Source organism: Paraurantiacibacter namhicola, assembly GCF_001687545.1.
GTDB lineage: Bacteria > Pseudomonadota > Alphaproteobacteria > Sphingomonadales > Sphingomonadaceae > Paraurantiacibacter > Paraurantiacibacter namhicola.
This window is the reverse complement of sequence record NZ_CP016545.1, coordinates 1,705,126-1,719,728: the sequence shown is the minus strand read 5'-3', so window position 1 is coordinate 1,719,728 and position 14,603 is coordinate 1,705,126. Positions and strand designations below refer to the sequence as shown.

Genomic DNA, 14,603 nt, shown 5'->3' with positions numbered 1-14,603 from the left:
CCTTTAGGCGACAGTAACGGGGCGGCGGGCCGGTTGGCGCGCCGCCCTTTTTTGTTTCCTGCTGCGGATCAGGCGTCGATCAGGTCGCGGTCCAGTTCGCCTGCGCGGTTCTGGATGAAGTTGAAGCGGTGTTCCGGATTGCGGCCCATCAGCTGGTCGACCAGTTCCTTCACCGCGAAACGCTGCTCGTTCTCCGCCGGCAGGGTGATGCGCACCAGGCTGCGGCTTTCTGGGTTCATGGTGGTTTCGCGCAGCTGGCCGGGGTTCATTTCGCCCAGGCCCTTGAAGCGGCTGACTTCCACCTTCTTGCCCTTGAACACCGTCCGCTCCAGTTCCTCGCGGTGCGCCTCGTCCTGCGCGTAGCGGCTCTCCTTGCCTGCGGTGAGGCGGTAAAGCGGTGGCTGCGCGAGATAGAGGTGACCGCCGCGCACGAGCGCGGGCATTTCCTGGAAGAAGAACGTCATCAGAAGCGTGGCGATATGCGCTCCGTCGACATCGGCGTCGGTCATGATGACGATGCGGTCGTAGCGTAGGTTTTCCGGATCGCAGTCCTTGCGCGTTCCGCAGCCCATGGCGAGCGTCAGGTCCGCGATTTCGGAATTGGCGCGGATCTTCTCGGCCGTTGCGCTGGCGACGTTCAGGATCTTGCCGCGGATCGGCAGGATCGCCTGCGTCTTGCGGTTGCGCGCCTGCTTGGCACTGCCACCTGCACTGTCGCCTTCGACGATAAACAGCTCGGTCTCGCCGTCACCTTCTCCGGTGCAATCGGTCAGCTTGCCGGGCAGGCGCAGCTTCTTGGCACTGGTCGCGGTCTTGCGCTTCACCTCGCGCTCGGCCTTGCGCTTCAGGCGCTCATCCATGCGCTCCATCACGCTACCCAGCAGCGCGCGGCCACGCTCCATATTGTCGGTCAGGAAATGATCGAAATGGTCGCGCACGGCATTCTCGACCAGTCGCGCGGCTTCCGGGCTGGTGAGGCGGTCCTTGGTCTGGCTCTGGAACTGCGGATCGCGGATGAAAACGCTCAGCATGATTTCCGATCCGGTCATCACGTCATCCGCCGTCAGGCTGCCGGCTTTCTTCTGGCCGACCAGCTCGCCAAAGGCGCGCAGGCCCTTGGTGAGCGCCGCGCGCAGGCCCTGTTCGTGCGTCCCGCCATCGGGCGTGGGCACGGTGTTACAGTACCAGCTGGTCGAACCGTCGGACCATAGCGGCCAGGCGATCGCCCATTCCACGCGGCCCTGGTCGTCCGCAAAGTCCTGCGTACCAGCGAAGAAATCCGTGGTGACGCATTCGCGCGATCCCACCTGTTCCTTCAGGTGATCGGCCAGTCCGCCGGGGAACTGGAACACCGCTTCCTCCGGCACATCCTCGCTGGCGAGGGAGGGTGCGCATTTCCAGCGGATTTCCACGCCGGCAAACAGGTATGCCTTGGAGCGGGCAAGCTTGAACAACCGCTTGGGCGTGAAGGCGCGGTCCCCGAAAATTTCGGTATCCGGCACGAAGGTGACGGAGGTCCCGCGCCGGTTGGGCGTGGTCCCGATCTTCTCGATCTTGCCCTGCGACAGGCCCTTGGAGAACTCCTGCGCGTAAACTTCCTTGTTGCGCGCCACTTCCACGCGGGTGTGGCTGGACAGCGCGTTCACGACCGACACGCCGACGCCGTGCAGGCCGCCGCTTGTGGCGTATGCCTTGCCGGAGAACTTGCCGCCGGAATGCAGCGTGGTCAGGATCACTTCCAGCGTGGACTTGCCGGGGAACTTGGGATGCTCATCCACCGGGATGCCGCGGCCGTTGTCCGTGATGGTCAGGCGGTTGCCTTCCTCCAGCTCCATCTCGATGCGGTTCGCGTGGCCGGCGACAGCCTCGTCCATCGCATTGTCCAGCACCTCTGCGGCGAGATGGTGCAGGGCGCGGTCGTCCGTGCCGCCGATATACATGCCGGGGCGCCGGCGGACGGGCTCCAGCCCCTCCAGCACCTCGATGGAGGAAGAATCGTATTCGCCGCCCGTCGCGGGCGCGCCGTTGAACAGGTCATCGCTCATGGCAAAGGCTATAGGCCCCGGATTCCGGCGCTCACAAGCGGTATCGCTGCTTTATCGTCAGTCCTCGAAACGCTGGGGTGCGGGCGAGACGACGGAGACGGTTCCATTGCCCACCTGCCGGACCTCGAAAGCACGCTCGCCCACGCCGTCGCGGCGGAAGCGGAAGGCGCCGTCCAGGCCCAGGAAACCGCCATCGTCCGTCATGCGCCGGATGGGGAAGGGGCGTCCGGCCTCCCAGTCGCGGCTGATGCGCAGCACCAGCAGGACCGCATCGTATCCCAGGGTGGAGATGCGGTATGGCGTCTCGCCGAAGCGCTGTTCGTAGGAGGTGGTGAACTGGCGGAAGCGGGCATCGGACACGGCTGAGAAACGCGCGCCGCGCAGGGCGGAAGCGCGGGTGACATCGCCTTCGCCGCTCCACAATTCCGTGCCGAGGATGGCGGGGAGGGGGCCGCCTTCAGGTTTCAGCGATCCCGCAGCCATGGCGGACAGCCGCGCACCATCCGCAATCAGCACCGTATCGAAGCCGCCGCGCTGGCGCAGGCGCTCTGCCGAGCTGATGATGGAGGTATTGCCGCGGTCATAGCGCTCGGTCACCACCAGCGTACCGCCAGCTGCCGCGACGCGGTCGGCCAGCGCAATTTCGACCCTGCGGCCATATTCGCCATCGGGAACGAGCACGGCAAAGCGCCGCGACCCGTCGGCGATGGCATAATCCACCGTACGCGCCACGGACTGTTCCGGGATGTGGCCCATCACGAACACATCCTGCGTCGCGACCGAGCTGTCGTTGCTGAAAGTCACCAGCGGGATGCCGGCAGGGCGGGCCTGCGCCAGCACGGCGGTGACATTGTCCGCCATCAGCGGGCCCAGGATCAGCCGGTTGCCATCCGAAATTGCCTCTGCCGCAGCGGTGCCCGCGCCGGTTGCGGTGTCATAAACCGTCAGGCGGATGTTATCTGCGCCGGTATCCAGCAGCGCCATCGTGGTCGCGTTGGCGATCGACTGGCCCACGGCGCCATTGGGGCCGCTTAGGGGCACCAGCAAGGCGACGCGATTGCGCTCCTGATCCTGGGGAAGGGCGCTTTCACTGGGTTGCGGAGTAGGGCCCTGCGGCCCCGGCTCGGCCTGCTCCGGCACGGTGCGTGGCGTACCGCTGTCCGGGATGACCTGGCAACCGGCCAGCAGCAATGCCGCCCCCGCCATCACACAAACGCGCTTGATCGACCCCAACATCCTTGCCGCTCCCGTCATGATTGGTCACAAGCGGGCGGATGCAGACCGATACCGATCCCACCCCGCTCGAAGCCGGTCTTTATATCGTGGCGACGCCGATTGGCAATCTCGGCGACATTACCGTCAGGGCGATGGACGTTCTGGCCCGCTGCGATGGAATTGCCTGCGAAGACACGCGCGTCACGCACAAGCTGATGCGGCATCTGGGCATATCGAAGCCGCTGTGGCGCTATGACGATCACAGCGCGCCCAATGACCGGGCCAGGCTGGTGGACAGCATGCGGGAGCGGGCTGTGGCGCTGGTATCCGATGCCGGCACGCCGCTGGTGTCCGATCCCGGCTATCGCCTCGCCATAGATGCACGGGCGGCGGGCATACCGGTCACCAGCCTGCCGGGCCCGAACGCGCCGGTGACGGCGCTGACGCTGTCCGGCCTGCCCAATGACCGCTTCCTGTTCGCAGGCTTCCTGCCCAGCAAGGACAAGGCGCGGCGCGATGTGCTGGAGGAGCTGGGCACGGTGCGCACCACGCTGGTGTTCTTCGAGACCGCACCCCGGCTCGGAAAGTCGCTCGCGGCCATCGAGCAGGTGCTGCCGGGCCGCGAGGTGGCCGTCGCGCGGGAGCTGACCAAGCTGCATGAGGAATGCCGCACTGGAACTGCATCGGAACTGGCCGAGTATTACGCCGCGCATCCGCCCAAGGGCGAGATCGTCCTGCTGGTCGGGCCTCCGCCGGAAGAAGCGCCCGATGCCAGCAATGCGGACGCCATGCTGCGCGAGGCGCTGGAGACAATGAAAGCCTCACAGGCCGCAGGACAGGTTGCCAAGGCCACGGGGCTGGACCGCAAGGAGCTTTACGCCCGCGCCATGGAGATACGCGGCGAATGAAGCGTCAGCGGGCCGAAAGTGCGGGCCGTGCGGGCGAGACGCGCGCTGCGCTGTGGCTGCAGGCCAAGGGTTGGCGCATTCTCGACCGCAGGCGCAAGACACCGGCGGGCGAGATCGACCTGGTGGCGAAGCGCGGCAAGCTGGTCGCCTTCATTGAGGTGAAATGGCGCGCCAAGGCCGCGGCACTCGATACGGCCATCGACGAATACCGCCTGTCGCGTGTTGCGGCAGCAGTGGAATGTGTGGCGCATGAATATGCTACGGAGGGTGAGGATATCCGGCTCGATGTAATCCTGCTTGCACCGCGCAGCATGCCCCGCCACATCGAGAACGCCTGGCAACCTTGAGGAAATTTGCATGAGCCTGCGCGTCGCAGTCCAGATGGACCCGATCGAAGACATCAATATCGCCGGGGATTCCAGCTTTGCGCTGATGCTGGCGGCACAGGCGCGCGGGCACCGCGTGTTCCATTACGATGTGAAGACCCTGGCGTGGGAAGATGACAGGCTGACGGCGCTGGCGCGTGAAGTCTCCGTGAAGCGGGAAGAAGGCGCGCATTTTGAATGGCTGGGCGATGCCGCGCCCGTGGACCTCGCCGAAGATATCGACGTGATACTTATGCGGCAGGACCCGCCTTTCGACCTGGGCTACATCACCGCCGCCTTCCTGCTCGACAGGCTGCAGGGCAAGACACTGGTCGTGAACGATCCGCGCGAGGTGGTGAATGCGCCGGAAAAGATGCTGGTGCTGGATTACGCCCGCTTCATGCCGCCCACCATGATTGCCCGCAGGCTGGAGGACGTGCGCGCCTTCCAGCAGAGGCACGGCGCCATCGTGATCAAGCCGCTGCATGGCAACGGCGGCAAGGCAATCTTCCGCGTTGGCGAGGATGGCGAGAACCTGTCAGCGCTGATGGAGATGTTCAACAACACGTGGCCCGAACCGCATATGGTGCAGGCTTTCCTGCCGACGGTGGCCAAGGGGGACAAGCGCATCGTGCTGGTCGATGGCGAAGTGGTTGGCGCCATCAATCGCAAGCCGGGCGAGGGGGAGTTTCGCAGCAACCTCGCGCAGGGCGGCTATGCGGAAGCGGCGGAGCTGACGGAGCGGGAGCAGGAGATCTGCGCGGCCATGGGCCCGGACCTGAAGCGCCGCGGCCTGCTGTTCACTGGTATCGACGTGATCGGCGGCGAATGGCTGACCGAGATCAACGTCACCAGCCCCACCGGCATCGTGGCGATCGACAATTTCAACGGCACCGATATCCCCGCGATGATCTGGGACGCGATCGAAGCGAAATTGTGACGCGCGGACCGGCGCGGCGCTTTGCGCGTTGCATGACACATGGATGAGATCATCGTCAGCATTGTGGAGCAGCTCGGCTATGTCGGGATTGCCGTGCTGATGGCGCTGGAAAACATCTTTCCGCCCATGCCGTCAGAAGCGATCATGGGGTCCGCTGCGCTCGCCATCCACAAGGGCAGCATGCAGTTCTGGCCGGTGATGATTGCCGGCACGATCGGCACGCTGGTGGGCAATTATGCCTGGTTCTGGGTGGGCGACCGGTTCGGCTATCGCCGGCTGAGGCCGCTGGTGGACCGCTTCGGCCGCTGGCTGACGATGGAATGGGAAGATGTGGAGCGCGCAAGCAGCTTCTTCCGCCGTCACGGGCATTGGGTGGTCATGGTGCTGCGCGCGACCCCCATCATGCGGACGATGATCTCTTTGCCGGCGGGCCTCTCGCACATGAACCCGTGGAAATTCGCCATCTTCACCGCCGTGGGCGCGGCTGTCTGGAACGCCATGCTGATCCTGGGCACGCAGTGGCTGGCGCGCACTTTCGACGAGACGGACAATATCGTCAGCGGCGTGATCATCGCCATTGCCGTGCTGTCTGTCGCGGCGTATCTGCTGCGCCTCCTGACTTGGAAACCCCGGGCGGAGCGTTAGTCCTTCGCCTCGCGCGGATGGGCGCTGCGGTATGTCTCCAGCAGCGTATTCGCGTCCACCTTCGTATAAATTTGAGTGCTGCCCAGGCTGGCATGGCCGAGCAGTTCCTGCAGGCTCCGGAGGTCCGCGCCTTCTCCCAGCAGGTGCGTGGCGAAGCTGTGGCGCAGGGCATGCGGCGTGGCAGTGTCGGGCAGGCCCAAGGCCTTGCGCGCGCGCGCCATCGCCTTTTGCACCATGCCGGGGTTGAGCGGGCCGCCCTTCGCGCCCCGGAACAGCGGCTCCGCCTTGTCCAGCGGCCATGGGCTTGCAGCGATGTATTCCGCCACCGCCTCGCGCACTTGCGGCAGGATCGGGACCTGCCGCTGTTTGCGGCCCTTGCCGGTAACTACCAGCACTTCGCCCAGCGGCACGTCCGCACCAGTCAGCGAGAGCGCCTCCGCAATCCGCAGCCCGGCGCCATAGAGCAGGTACAGCACGGCCCGGTCGCGCGCGCCGATCCAGCCTTCCCTTGCCATGGCCGCAACGCCGTCCGCCAAATTCTCCGCATCGTCGGGCGTGACGGGGCGGGGCAGTCCCTTCTTGAGGCGCGGGCCCCTGAGGCGGGGTGGCGGGGCGTCGGGAGACCCCGTTTGCGTGCGGGCGAAGGCGAGCAGGGCCTTCAGCGCCGACAATTCGCACGCTGCCGAGGCGTTAGACAGGCCCTCGCTGCGCCGCGACGCAAGATGGCCGCGCAGGTCCCGTGCACCCAGTGCGGCAAGGGCATTCCAGTCCTGTGCGCCACTGGCATTCACCAGCCGCTTGGCCGCTGCCATATAGGCGCGGACCGTATGGGGCGATCGCCTGAGATTGGTGGCCAGGTGATCGCGCCACTGCAGCAGCAGGCCTTCCGGCGCCGTCATGCCGCGACCAGCGCGTCGCTGACGATCTCGGCGAGGATGGCGTCCAGCACAGGGCGGCCCGCGGGCGTAACACGCAGGACCGCGCCATCGGTCTCAACCAGCCCCATCGCGCCGAGCCGTGTTGCCGCGTCGGTGTCCACGAGCTGATCCGGAGTGCGCTTGAAGCGGGCGGACAGCGCGGCAAGGTCCACACCTTCCGCCAGCCGCAGTCCCATCAGCAATGCCTCGGACGCCGCTTCGGACGCCACGAGAGCTCGCTCTTCATGCAACCCATGACCGTTGCGTGCTACTGCCGAGAGCCAGTTCTCCGGCTTCTTGTGCCGCTGGGTTGCCATGCCGCCGCGCCGTCCATGTGCACCTGGCCCGATCCCGGCATAATCCTGGTATCGCCAGTACGTCAGGTTGTGGCGGCTCTCCTGCCCGGGCCGCGCATGGTTGCTGGTCTCGTAAGCCGGCATCCCGGCGCCCCGCGTCATCGCCTGCGTCAGTTCGAACAGATCCGCCGCCGGATCGTCCTCGAGCGGGGTGAAGGCGCGCTGGCGCACATCGGTCGCAAAACGCGTGCCAGGCTCGATGGTCAGCTGGTAAAGCGAGAGGTGGTCGGTCCCGAAGGCCAGCGCCTCGGCCAGTTCGGCTTCCCATTCCGCTTCGGTCTGCGATGGCCGGGCATAGATCAGATCGAAGGTCACGCGCTCGAACAGTTCCAGCGCCTCGCCAACTGCTGCCTTTGCCCCGTCGACGGAATGTTCGCGGCCCAGGAAGTGCAGCGCCTCCTGCCGCAGGCTCTGCACGCCAACGGAAACGCGGTTTACGCCTGCTGCGCGAAAGCCTGCGAATTTGGCACGCTCGAAACTGGTCGGATTGGCCTCAAGCGTAATCTCGATATCGGGGTCGAAGCCCCACAGCCGCTCCGCCTCAGCCAGCAATGCCGCCACCAGAGGCTCCGGCATCAGCGATGGCGTTCCGCCCCCGAAGAAGATCGACGTCAGGCTCTCGCCGCCCGCTAGCCCTGCCTCGTGGCGCATGTCGGCCAGCAGTGCGTCCTTCCACAGCGCTTCGTCCACATCGCTGCGGACGTGACTGTTGAAGTCGCAATAGGGGCATTTCTTCAGGCAAAACGGCCAGTGGATGTAGAGTGCGCGTGCCATGATCGGCTTCTTTCAGCGACTGTTAAGCGGGCAAAGTCAATATCGCGTCCCATGACGAAGGGGTCGATAATCGCAGCCGTCGCAGCTGCATTCGCAAGCACGCTCGCAATCCAGGTCGCCGCGCCATCGGCGGCCGAGGCTCGCGGTGCGCGCAGTTTCGCCGAAACGCTCTTGGTGAAACATAACGAGGAACGCGCCCGCAAGGGCCTGCAGCGCCTGAGCTGGAGTGCGAAGCTGGCGGGCGAGGCACAGGGCTGGGCCAACCACCTCGCGCGCACCGGCAAGATGGTGCACGCCAACCGCGAACAGCGCGGCGGCGCGGGCGAGAACCTGTGGATGGGCAGCGCCGGATATTATTCGGCGGAAGAAATGATCGACCTGTTCCTGGACGAGCGGCGCATGTTCAAGCCCGGCACATTCCCCAATGTCTCGACCACCGGCAAATGGGCCGATGTCGGCCATTACACGCAGATTATCTGGCCCACGACCGAAGAGGTGGGCTGCGCAGTCTCGAAGGGCCGTGTGAACGATTTCCTGGTGTGCCGATACTGGCCCGCAGGCAATGTGATGGGGCGGGAAATCCGCTGACTCAAACGCCGAACTGGTCGGCCTTCAGCTTCGCAAAGGCATCGGCCCGGTGGCTGATGGCGTGCTTTTCTGCCGGGTCGAGCTCGGCAAAGGTCACGTCGCGGCCCTGCGGCACGAATATGGGATCGTAACCGAAGCCCATAGTGCCGCGCGGCGGCCATGTCAGAGCGCCATCGCAGCGCCCCTCGTACACCGCATGCTCGCCATCCGGCCAGGCGATGGCGAGGACGCAGCTGAACCACGCATCGCGCGGGGCGTCTGCGCCCTTGGCCTGCAACAGCCCTTCGACCTTGCCCATGGCCATGAACCAGTCGCGGCCCGGATCGCCTTCGAACCACTGCCGCTCCGCCCAGTCCGCCGTGTAGACTCCGGGTCGCCCGTCCAGCGCGGCAACCGACAGTCCGCTATCGTCGGCAAGGGCGGGGAGGCCGGAAGCCTCCGCCGCCGCGCGCGCCTTCAGCAGCGCGTTTTCGACGAAGGTCTTCCCGGTCTCCGCCGGCTCCGGCAGGCCCAGCGACCCGGCGGAAATACAGTCCGGCCCGAAATCCTCGAGCAGGGCCGCGATTTCCTTCAGCTTGCCCGCATTATGCGTGGCAATCACCAGTTTGCCGGGGCCGATCTTGCGCGTCATTTCGTGGCTTCGTCCTGTGCCTTGAAAATGCCGTCGCAGCCGATCTGGGCAAGGCGGAGCAGGCGCAGCAGGCCTTCCTCGTCGTAGGTAGCGCCTTCCGCCGTGGCCTGCGCCTCGGCAATCTGGCCGCCTTCGATCAGCACGAAATTGGCGTCCGCATCGGCATTGCTATCCTCGTCATAGTCGAGGTCCAGAACCGGGGTGCCTTTATAGATGCCGCAGGAAATCGCGGCGACCTTCGCGGTGATGGGGTCTTCCTTCAGCGCGCCGGATTCCAGCAGGCCGTTCACCGCCAGTCGCAGCGCAACCCATGCACCGGAAATGCTGGCCGTGCGCGTGCCGCCATCGGCCTGCAGCACGTCGCAATCGAGCGTGATCTGGCGCTCGCCCAGTTTCTTCAAATCCACCACGGCGCGCAAGCTGCGGCCGATCAGGCGCTGGATTTCCTGTGTCCGGCCGCTCTGCTTGCCCCTGGCCGCCTCGCGCATGCCGCGCGTGTGAGTGGCGCGGGGCAGCATGGAATACTCGCCCGTGACCCAGCCTTCGCCCTTGCCGCGCAGCCACGGCGGGATGCGTTCTTCAATGCTGGCGGTGCACAGCACGCGAGTGCCCCCGAAACTGATCAGGCAGCTGCCCTCGGCATGCTTGGTGAAGCCGGTCTCGATGGTAATCGCACGCATTTCGTCGGGGGCACGGCCTGAAGGGCGCATAAATGATAACTCCGTAGGTATGGTTTGCAGCCGCCGCCCTAGCGACTAGATGAGGCACTGTCATGCCCGCACCGCCGCTAACCGAAATGACCGACCGCGCCCGCGCGATCTTCCAGATCGTGGTGGAAGGTTACCTGGCGAGCGGCACGCCCGTGGGATCGAAAACCATCGCCTCCAGCGACGCGATCGACCTGTCGCCCGCATCCATCCGCAGCGTGCTTTCCGAACTGGAGCAGCTTGGCCTGCTGGCCGCGCCGCACACCAGCGCTGGCCGCATGCCCACCGACACCGGCCTGCGCCTGTTCGTGGACGGGATGATGCAGGTGGCAGAGCCCACCGCGCAGGAACGCGATGCCATCCTGCAGCGCCTGGGCGATCCCGGACCTGTCGAGCAGGCGCTGGAACAGGCCAGCAGCGTCCTCTCGGACCTCTCGGCTGCCGCAGGCGTCGTCATGGTCCCGCGCCGCGAGCCGAACGTTACGCAGATGAACCTCGTGCCGCTCGATGCCCGCCGCGCGCTTGCCGTGCTGGTGGGGGATGATGGCCAGGTCGAAAACCGCCTGCTGGACTTGCCCGATGGCCTCTCGCCCTCGGCCCTGCAGGAAGCGACCAATTACATCACGGCCCGCCTTGCCGGGCGCTCTCTGGCCGAGGCTTCGGCTGCCATCGGCCAGGAAATCGCCAGCGGCCGCAGCGAACTGGATACCGCGAGCCGCGACCTGGTGTCGCGCGGGCTGGCCGTGTGGAGCGAGGATGGCGCGGCGCGGCCGGTGCTGATCGTGCGCGGCGCATCCAACCTGCTGGACGAGGCGGCAATGGGCGATATCGAGCGCGTACGAAGCCTGCTGGACGATCTTGAAAGCAAGCAGTCCGTGGCTGAATTGCTGGACAGCGCGCGCGAGGCCGAGGCGACCCGCATTTTCATCGGCAGCGAGAACCGCCTGTTCGCGCTTTCCGGCTCCTCGGTCATCGCCAGCCCCTATCGCGACCGCGAGGGCAGGGTGGTCGGCGTTCTGGGTGTGATCGGCCCCACGCGGTTGAATTACGCGCGTGTCGTTCCCATGGTGGATTTCACGGCCCGGTCACTGGGCAAACTCATCGGATAATTCGGAAGCCACATGAACCAGAACGATAAAGACAATACGCGCGACGAAGCCGTCGAAAAGGAACTGGCCGGTGTGCCGGAAGAGATGCTGGCGGACGATGACGGGGACGAGGGCGAGGAAAGCCCATCGCTGGAGGATGCGCTGGCAGAACTGCGCGGCGACCTTGAAGCGGCGAAGCAGGATGTCCTTTACGCCAAGGCCGAAGCACAGAACGTGCGCCGCCGGGCGGAGAAGGATGTGGCTGACGCGCGGACCTATGCCGCGACCGGCTTTGCGCGCGATATCCTGAGCGTTGCGGACAACCTCTCCCGCGCGCTGGACCATGTCCCGGAAGAACTGCGGGAAGGTGAAAAGGCCCAGCGTTTCATCACCGGGATCGAGGCCACGCAGCGCGAGCTGGACAAGGTCTTCGCCCAGCACGGCATCAGCCGCATCGCCGCCATGGGCCTGCCACTGGACCCGAACCAGCACCAGGCCATGATGGAAGTACCCAGCGACGACGCCGAACCCGGCACGATCGTGCAGGAAATGCAGGCCGGTTACATGCTGCGCGACCGCCTGCTGCGCCCCGCCATGGTGGGCGTGGCCAAGAAGCCGGAATAGCGGAACCTATCGGCAGCGCCGCCCGTTCAAGCCTCCAACAGGGACAGCCCCGATGGAGGATTGATCCAATGAATACCAAACTGCTTCTCGCCCCCGCACTTGCCGCATCCGCGCTCGGCCTTTCCGCCTGCGCGGAGAATTACGCTGTCGAAGGCGCCGCCGTCGGCGCGGCTGCCGGGGCAGGGATTGCTGCCGTGACCGGCGGCGATATCACGACCTATGCCCTGGCCGGTGCGGCCGCTGGCGGACTTGCCGGATATTTCGTCGACAAGGACAACGAATGCGACGGTTACGATCGCAATGGCTATCTCGACGACGATTGCTTCGACACGCGGGGCTATCCCGCCGATCCGCGTTGATCAGGCAAACAGAATGAAAAGAAGGGCCGCCGGTGCAATCCGGCGGCCCTTTTCATATCAGCTGACGGTCTGTTCGCGGTTCTCGTCGCGGTGCTTCTTCAGATATTTCATGAAGGGCGTGCCGCCGGTGCCGACATCGGGATCGTTGCCCGCGATGCTGCCCGCCTGCTTGTTGATATAGCTTGCCGCATATTCGAGATGCCGCGTACGGAAGCGCGCCGACTGTTCGAGGCAGGCGTTGAAGGCATCTTTCAGCTCCGCATTATCGCTGGCCGAAACGAAGTCCCGCAGTGTCGATTGTGCGGCGAGATCCTCGATGAAGCGGCGATGCTCGACCGGGCGGTACTGATGCAGCTCGTCGAGGAACTGGCGCAGCGGATCGGCGCTGTGATTGACCTGGAACAGCGCATCCATCGCCGGTACGATGGAAGACTGGCTGCCGGTCTGCCCGCGCAGGGCCTGCGGCCTCCCCTCGAACCGCTCGATGCCATCATACACAAGCCCGCCGTCCTTCAGCGCCGGATTGTTGGCCCAGCCATGGATGTAGGGCCGCACGCGGTGGAAATAGATATAGGGGTCGCAGCGCTCCGGCATGCGGGCGAAGTGGCCGTAGATACGCTCCCACGCCTCGTCCATTTCCCTCAGCAGGCGGATAGCCTCTGCCTCGTCGCCTTCCTTTGCGATGGTCACCAGCCTTGCTGCATTGTCGAGCAGCACGCCGGCTTCCGCCTCGATGGCGACATGGACCAGCACGAACCAGTTCTCGTCGTCCCCGCCGAGGAAGTTCTGGTGCATCACCACATTGCTGAGGTCGATCGGGCCCGACTTGTCGAGCCGGTACCAATTGTCGAGCACATAGCCCGAATAGGGCAGCAGCGGTGCCTGGCCGAGTCGGTCGGAAATGGCGACCATCGGACGGGCAAGGTTTGCCGGAAGCGATGCGGGCGGATCGGGCTCGCCCCAGACATAGGCCTGCACGAGGAAGGAATAATGCACCATCGCGGTGCGCACCTCTTCTTCGGGGGCAGTTCTGGCCCACTGTTCGACCTGCGGGTCGGGCAGGGCATCCAGCCAGTGCCTTACGCGGCCGGTGGTCAGCAGGCCGGAGAGTTTCCCGGCGGCCTCCACGACAGCGTCGAAACGCTCCGGCAGGCGGATTTCGTCGATTTCATAATGTGAGAGATAGCCGCGCTCGCGCGACATTCCGTAGTCTTTCAGCTCCATGTTGATGCTCGTTGGCCGGGCGCGGGTTTGGCCGCCCGGACGGGATAACAAGTATCAAGTGAAACTGGTTAGCGCAATTCGCTTAGCGGTCTGCGCCGGGAAATTTAACCAGCAAATCATAGGCTGCGGGATCGGATGCGCCCGCCATCTTGGCGCCATTACGCAGCAGGAATGCGTGGCGCACGATCTCCGCCTGCTGCTCGATGCCATAATTCTCAAGCCGCTGTCCCGGCTTCAGGCTGTAATCGTAGCGGCACCAGGGGTGGCGATGCAGTACGAGGTACCACTCACCCTTTTCCTGCGTCTGCCAGACATGCGTCAACTCGTGGACGAGCAGGCCCTGCTTCAGCAGCGGTTCCTGGCTGAAGTCTTCGCAATAGGCGTCGCCGCCGGGGTGGAAATGGATATGGCCGCGCGGCGCCATCGTGACGCGGCGTGGTTGGAAGAACGCCCATTTCCGGCGCTTGATCGTGACTTTCGCGTAATCGATCGCATTGCCGAACACACCCTTTGCCAGGGCGATCTCGCCCGGGGTGAGCGCCCGCTCCCCGCCCACGGGGCAGGGAGGGGGATATTCGTTTTCGGCGTCGATGACCTATCCGCCCTTACAGATCGTCCATCACGGTGGAATCGGCACCAGCCTCGCGGTCTTCACCGGCGGCCAGCACCTTTGCCGGGACAACCATCTGCGCGCCGCCGACGAAGCTGAGGTTCACATTGACCGTGCTGCCGGCTTCCACCGTTTCGGGCGTGGCATCGGTCATCATGTGCATTTCGCCCGGATCGAAAGATACCGTCTCGCCCGAACGGATAGGCAGCTGCATCACTTCGTCCATGCTCATCTGCCGATCCCAGGTGCCCATCTTGTGGATCACGTAATTGCCAACGCCTTCCACGGTGCCAGCCCGCAGCATGACGTCACGGTCGGAGCTGTTTTCAATCTCCATGTAGACGGCAGACGGGTTGCCGGACACGGCGGGCAGGACCACGCGGGCATTGCTGACTTCGAGGCCTGCGGGGCCGTTCGCGGCCTCCTCCGCCGGGGCATCCGCGCCGCCGCATGCGGCCAGGCCAAGCGTAGAGAAAGCCAGCATCGCGCCAGCAAGAACCGTCGATTTCATGAATTCACTCCCGTTTCAGAACAGGCGGATTTCTAACGGGGGCCATCCCTTGTGCCAAGCAAAACCGCACCTATATCGCCGCCGTAAACCGAGCCG

17 protein-coding genes are annotated in these 14,603 nt (G+C 65.2%); 8 read left to right on the top strand and 9 right to left on the bottom strand.

Going from position 1 to position 14,603, the window contains the following annotated elements; all coding sequences use genetic code 11:
• Positions 1-68: 68 nt before the first annotated feature.
• Together parE and A6F65_RS08415 are read right to left on the bottom strand one after the other, a co-directional pair.
• A complete protein-coding gene (parE, locus tag A6F65_RS08420; protein WP_067787742.1) occupies positions 69-2,045 on the bottom strand; it encodes a DNA topoisomerase IV subunit B in 1,977 nt (658 codons plus the stop codon).
• A 57-nt stretch (positions 2,046-2,102) separates the two neighbouring features.
• Positions 2,103-3,281 (bottom strand): penicillin-binding protein activator, encoded by a 1,179-nt coding sequence (locus tag A6F65_RS08415; protein ID WP_067787740.1) that lies wholly within the window; start codon positions 3,279-3,281, stop codon positions 2,103-2,105.
• 38 nt (positions 3,282-3,319) lie between these two features.
• On the opposite strand from A6F65_RS08415, the gene rsmI reads away from it, so the two are divergent.
• From rsmI to A6F65_RS08395, 4 genes are read left to right on the top strand one after another with little or no spacing between them, the layout of a single operon-like run.
• A complete protein-coding gene (rsmI, locus tag A6F65_RS08410; protein ID WP_067787738.1) occupies positions 3,320-4,168 on the top strand; it encodes a 16S rRNA (cytidine(1402)-2'-O)-methyltransferase in 849 nt (282 codons plus the stop codon).
• On the top strand, positions 4,165-4,515 hold the full coding sequence (locus tag A6F65_RS08405) for a YraN family protein (RefSeq protein WP_067787736.1): 351 nt from the start codon (positions 4,165-4,167) through the stop codon (positions 4,513-4,515). The genes rsmI and A6F65_RS08405 overlap by 4 nt, the downstream gene beginning before the upstream one ends.
• A gap of 10 nt (positions 4,516-4,525) precedes the next feature.
• A complete protein-coding gene (gene gshB / locus A6F65_RS08400; RefSeq protein ID WP_067787729.1) occupies positions 4,526-5,473 on the top strand; it encodes a glutathione synthase in 948 nt (315 codons plus the stop codon).
• 39 nt (positions 5,474-5,512) lie between these two features.
• The gene (locus A6F65_RS08395; protein ID WP_067787727.1) at positions 5,513-6,118 is read left to right on the top strand and encodes a DedA family protein; all 606 of its coding nucleotides are present in this window, start codon (positions 5,513-5,515) and stop codon (positions 6,116-6,118) included.
• Here A6F65_RS08395 and A6F65_RS08390 read toward each other — a convergent pair.
• Both A6F65_RS08390 and hemW read right to left on the bottom strand, forming a co-directional pair.
• Positions 6,115-7,017 carry a tyrosine recombinase XerC gene (locus tag A6F65_RS08390; protein ID WP_067787724.1) on the bottom strand — a complete coding sequence of 301 codons (903 nt, stop codon included), beginning with the start codon at positions 7,015-7,017 and terminating at the stop codon, positions 6,115-6,117. The two genes, A6F65_RS08395 and A6F65_RS08390, sit on opposite strands and share 4 nt — an antisense overlap.
• Entirely contained in the window at positions 7,014-8,165 is a 1,152-nt protein-coding gene (gene hemW, locus A6F65_RS08385; protein WP_067787722.1) for a radical SAM family heme chaperone HemW, read from the bottom strand. Before hemW ends, A6F65_RS08390 begins: the two co-directional genes overlap by 4 nt.
• 51 nt (positions 8,166-8,216) lie before the next feature.
• Between hemW and A6F65_RS08380 the strand changes: the two genes are divergently transcribed.
• On the top strand, positions 8,217-8,753 hold the full coding sequence (locus tag A6F65_RS08380; RefSeq protein WP_067787720.1) for a CAP domain-containing protein: 537 nt from the start codon (positions 8,217-8,219) through the stop codon (positions 8,751-8,753).
• 1 nt (position 8,754) lies between these two features.
• Here A6F65_RS08380 and rdgB read toward each other — a convergent pair whose 3' ends face one another.
• Both rdgB and rph read right to left on the bottom strand, forming a co-directional pair.
• Complete coding sequence (gene rdgB / locus A6F65_RS08375; RefSeq protein ID WP_067787717.1) at positions 8,755-9,384, bottom strand: RdgB/HAM1 family non-canonical purine NTP pyrophosphatase; 630 nt, start codon at positions 9,382-9,384, stop codon at positions 8,755-8,757.
• On the bottom strand, positions 9,381-10,094 hold the full coding sequence (gene rph / locus A6F65_RS08370; protein WP_067787715.1) for a ribonuclease PH: 714 nt from the start codon (positions 10,092-10,094) through the stop codon (positions 9,381-9,383). Before rph ends, rdgB begins: the two co-directional genes overlap by 4 nt.
• A 62-nt stretch (positions 10,095-10,156) precedes the next feature.
• Here rph and hrcA point away from each other — a divergent pair, with 62 nt between their 5' ends.
• From hrcA to A6F65_RS08355, 3 genes are all read left to right on the top strand, one after another.
• Entirely contained in the window at positions 10,157-11,200 is a 1,044-nt protein-coding gene (gene hrcA / locus A6F65_RS08365) for a heat-inducible transcriptional repressor HrcA (RefSeq protein WP_067787712.1), read from the top strand.
• Between the two features lie 12 nt (positions 11,201-11,212).
• A complete protein-coding gene (gene grpE / locus A6F65_RS08360) occupies positions 11,213-11,803 on the top strand; it encodes a nucleotide exchange factor GrpE (protein WP_067787710.1) in 591 nt (196 codons plus the stop codon).
• Positions 11,804-11,871: 68 nt separating this feature from the next.
• A complete protein-coding gene (locus A6F65_RS08355) occupies positions 11,872-12,162 on the top strand; it encodes a glycine zipper domain-containing protein (protein WP_067787704.1) in 291 nt (96 codons plus the stop codon).
• A gap of 57 nt (positions 12,163-12,219) precedes the next feature.
• Here the strand turns inward: A6F65_RS08355 and A6F65_RS08350 are convergent, their stop codons facing one another.
• The 3 genes from A6F65_RS08350 to A6F65_RS08340 all read right to left on the bottom strand — a co-directional run bounded on the left by A6F65_RS08350 (position 12,220) and on the right by A6F65_RS08340 (position 14,507).
• Positions 12,220-13,386 carry a PrnB family protein gene (locus A6F65_RS08350; RefSeq protein ID WP_067787703.1) on the bottom strand — a complete coding sequence of 389 codons (1,167 nt, stop codon included), beginning with the start codon at positions 13,384-13,386 and terminating at the stop codon, positions 12,220-12,222.
• 82 nt (positions 13,387-13,468) lie between these two features.
• Positions 13,469-13,942 (bottom strand): vgr related protein, encoded by a 474-nt coding sequence (locus tag A6F65_RS08345; protein ID WP_067787701.1) that lies wholly within the window; start codon positions 13,940-13,942, stop codon positions 13,469-13,471.
• 49 nt (positions 13,943-13,991) lie between these two features.
• Entirely contained in the window at positions 13,992-14,507 is a 516-nt protein-coding gene (locus A6F65_RS08340) for a copper chaperone PCu(A)C (protein ID WP_083989363.1), read from the bottom strand.
• Positions 14,508-14,603: the final 96 nt, after the last annotated feature.

Bases quoted from the DNA above. Each gene is read 5' to 3' on its own strand.
- parE (WP_067787742.1), bottom strand. From the start codon at position 2,045: ATGAGCGATGACCTGTTCAACGGCGCGCCCGCGACGGGCGGCGAATAC.
- A6F65_RS08415 (WP_067787740.1), bottom strand. From the start codon at position 3,281: ATGTTGGGGTCGATCAAGCGCGTTTGTGTGATGGCGGGGGCGGCATTG.
- rsmI (WP_067787738.1), top strand. From the start codon at position 3,320: ATGCAGACCGATACCGATCCCACCCCGCTCGAAGCCGGTCTTTATATC.
- A6F65_RS08405 (WP_067787736.1), top strand. From the start codon at position 4,165: ATGAAGCGTCAGCGGGCCGAAAGTGCGGGCCGTGCGGGCGAGACGCGC.
- gshB (WP_067787729.1), top strand. From the start codon at position 4,526: ATGAGCCTGCGCGTCGCAGTCCAGATGGACCCGATCGAAGACATCAAT.
- A6F65_RS08395 (WP_067787727.1), top strand. From the start codon at position 5,513: ATGGATGAGATCATCGTCAGCATTGTGGAGCAGCTCGGCTATGTCGGG.
- A6F65_RS08390 (WP_067787724.1), bottom strand. From the start codon at position 7,017: ATGACGGCGCCGGAAGGCCTGCTGCTGCAGTGGCGCGATCACCTGGCC.
- hemW (WP_067787722.1), bottom strand. From the start codon at position 8,165: ATGGCACGCGCACTCTACATCCACTGGCCGTTTTGCCTGAAGAAATGC.
- A6F65_RS08380 (WP_067787720.1), top strand. From the start codon at position 8,217: ATGACGAAGGGGTCGATAATCGCAGCCGTCGCAGCTGCATTCGCAAGC.
- rdgB (WP_067787717.1), bottom strand. From the start codon at position 9,384: ATGACGCGCAAGATCGGCCCCGGCAAACTGGTGATTGCCACGCATAAT.
- rph (WP_067787715.1), bottom strand. From the start codon at position 10,094: ATGCGCCCTTCAGGCCGTGCCCCCGACGAAATGCGTGCGATTACCATC.
- hrcA (WP_067787712.1), top strand. From the start codon at position 10,157: ATGCCCGCACCGCCGCTAACCGAAATGACCGACCGCGCCCGCGCGATC.
- grpE (WP_067787710.1), top strand. From the start codon at position 11,213: ATGAACCAGAACGATAAAGACAATACGCGCGACGAAGCCGTCGAAAAG.
- A6F65_RS08355 (WP_067787704.1), top strand. From the start codon at position 11,872: ATGAATACCAAACTGCTTCTCGCCCCCGCACTTGCCGCATCCGCGCTC.
- A6F65_RS08350 (WP_067787703.1), bottom strand. From the start codon at position 13,386: ATGGAGCTGAAAGACTACGGAATGTCGCGCGAGCGCGGCTATCTCTCA.
- A6F65_RS08340 (WP_083989363.1), bottom strand. From the start codon at position 14,507: ATGAAATCGACGGTTCTTGCTGGCGCGATGCTGGCTTTCTCTACGCTT.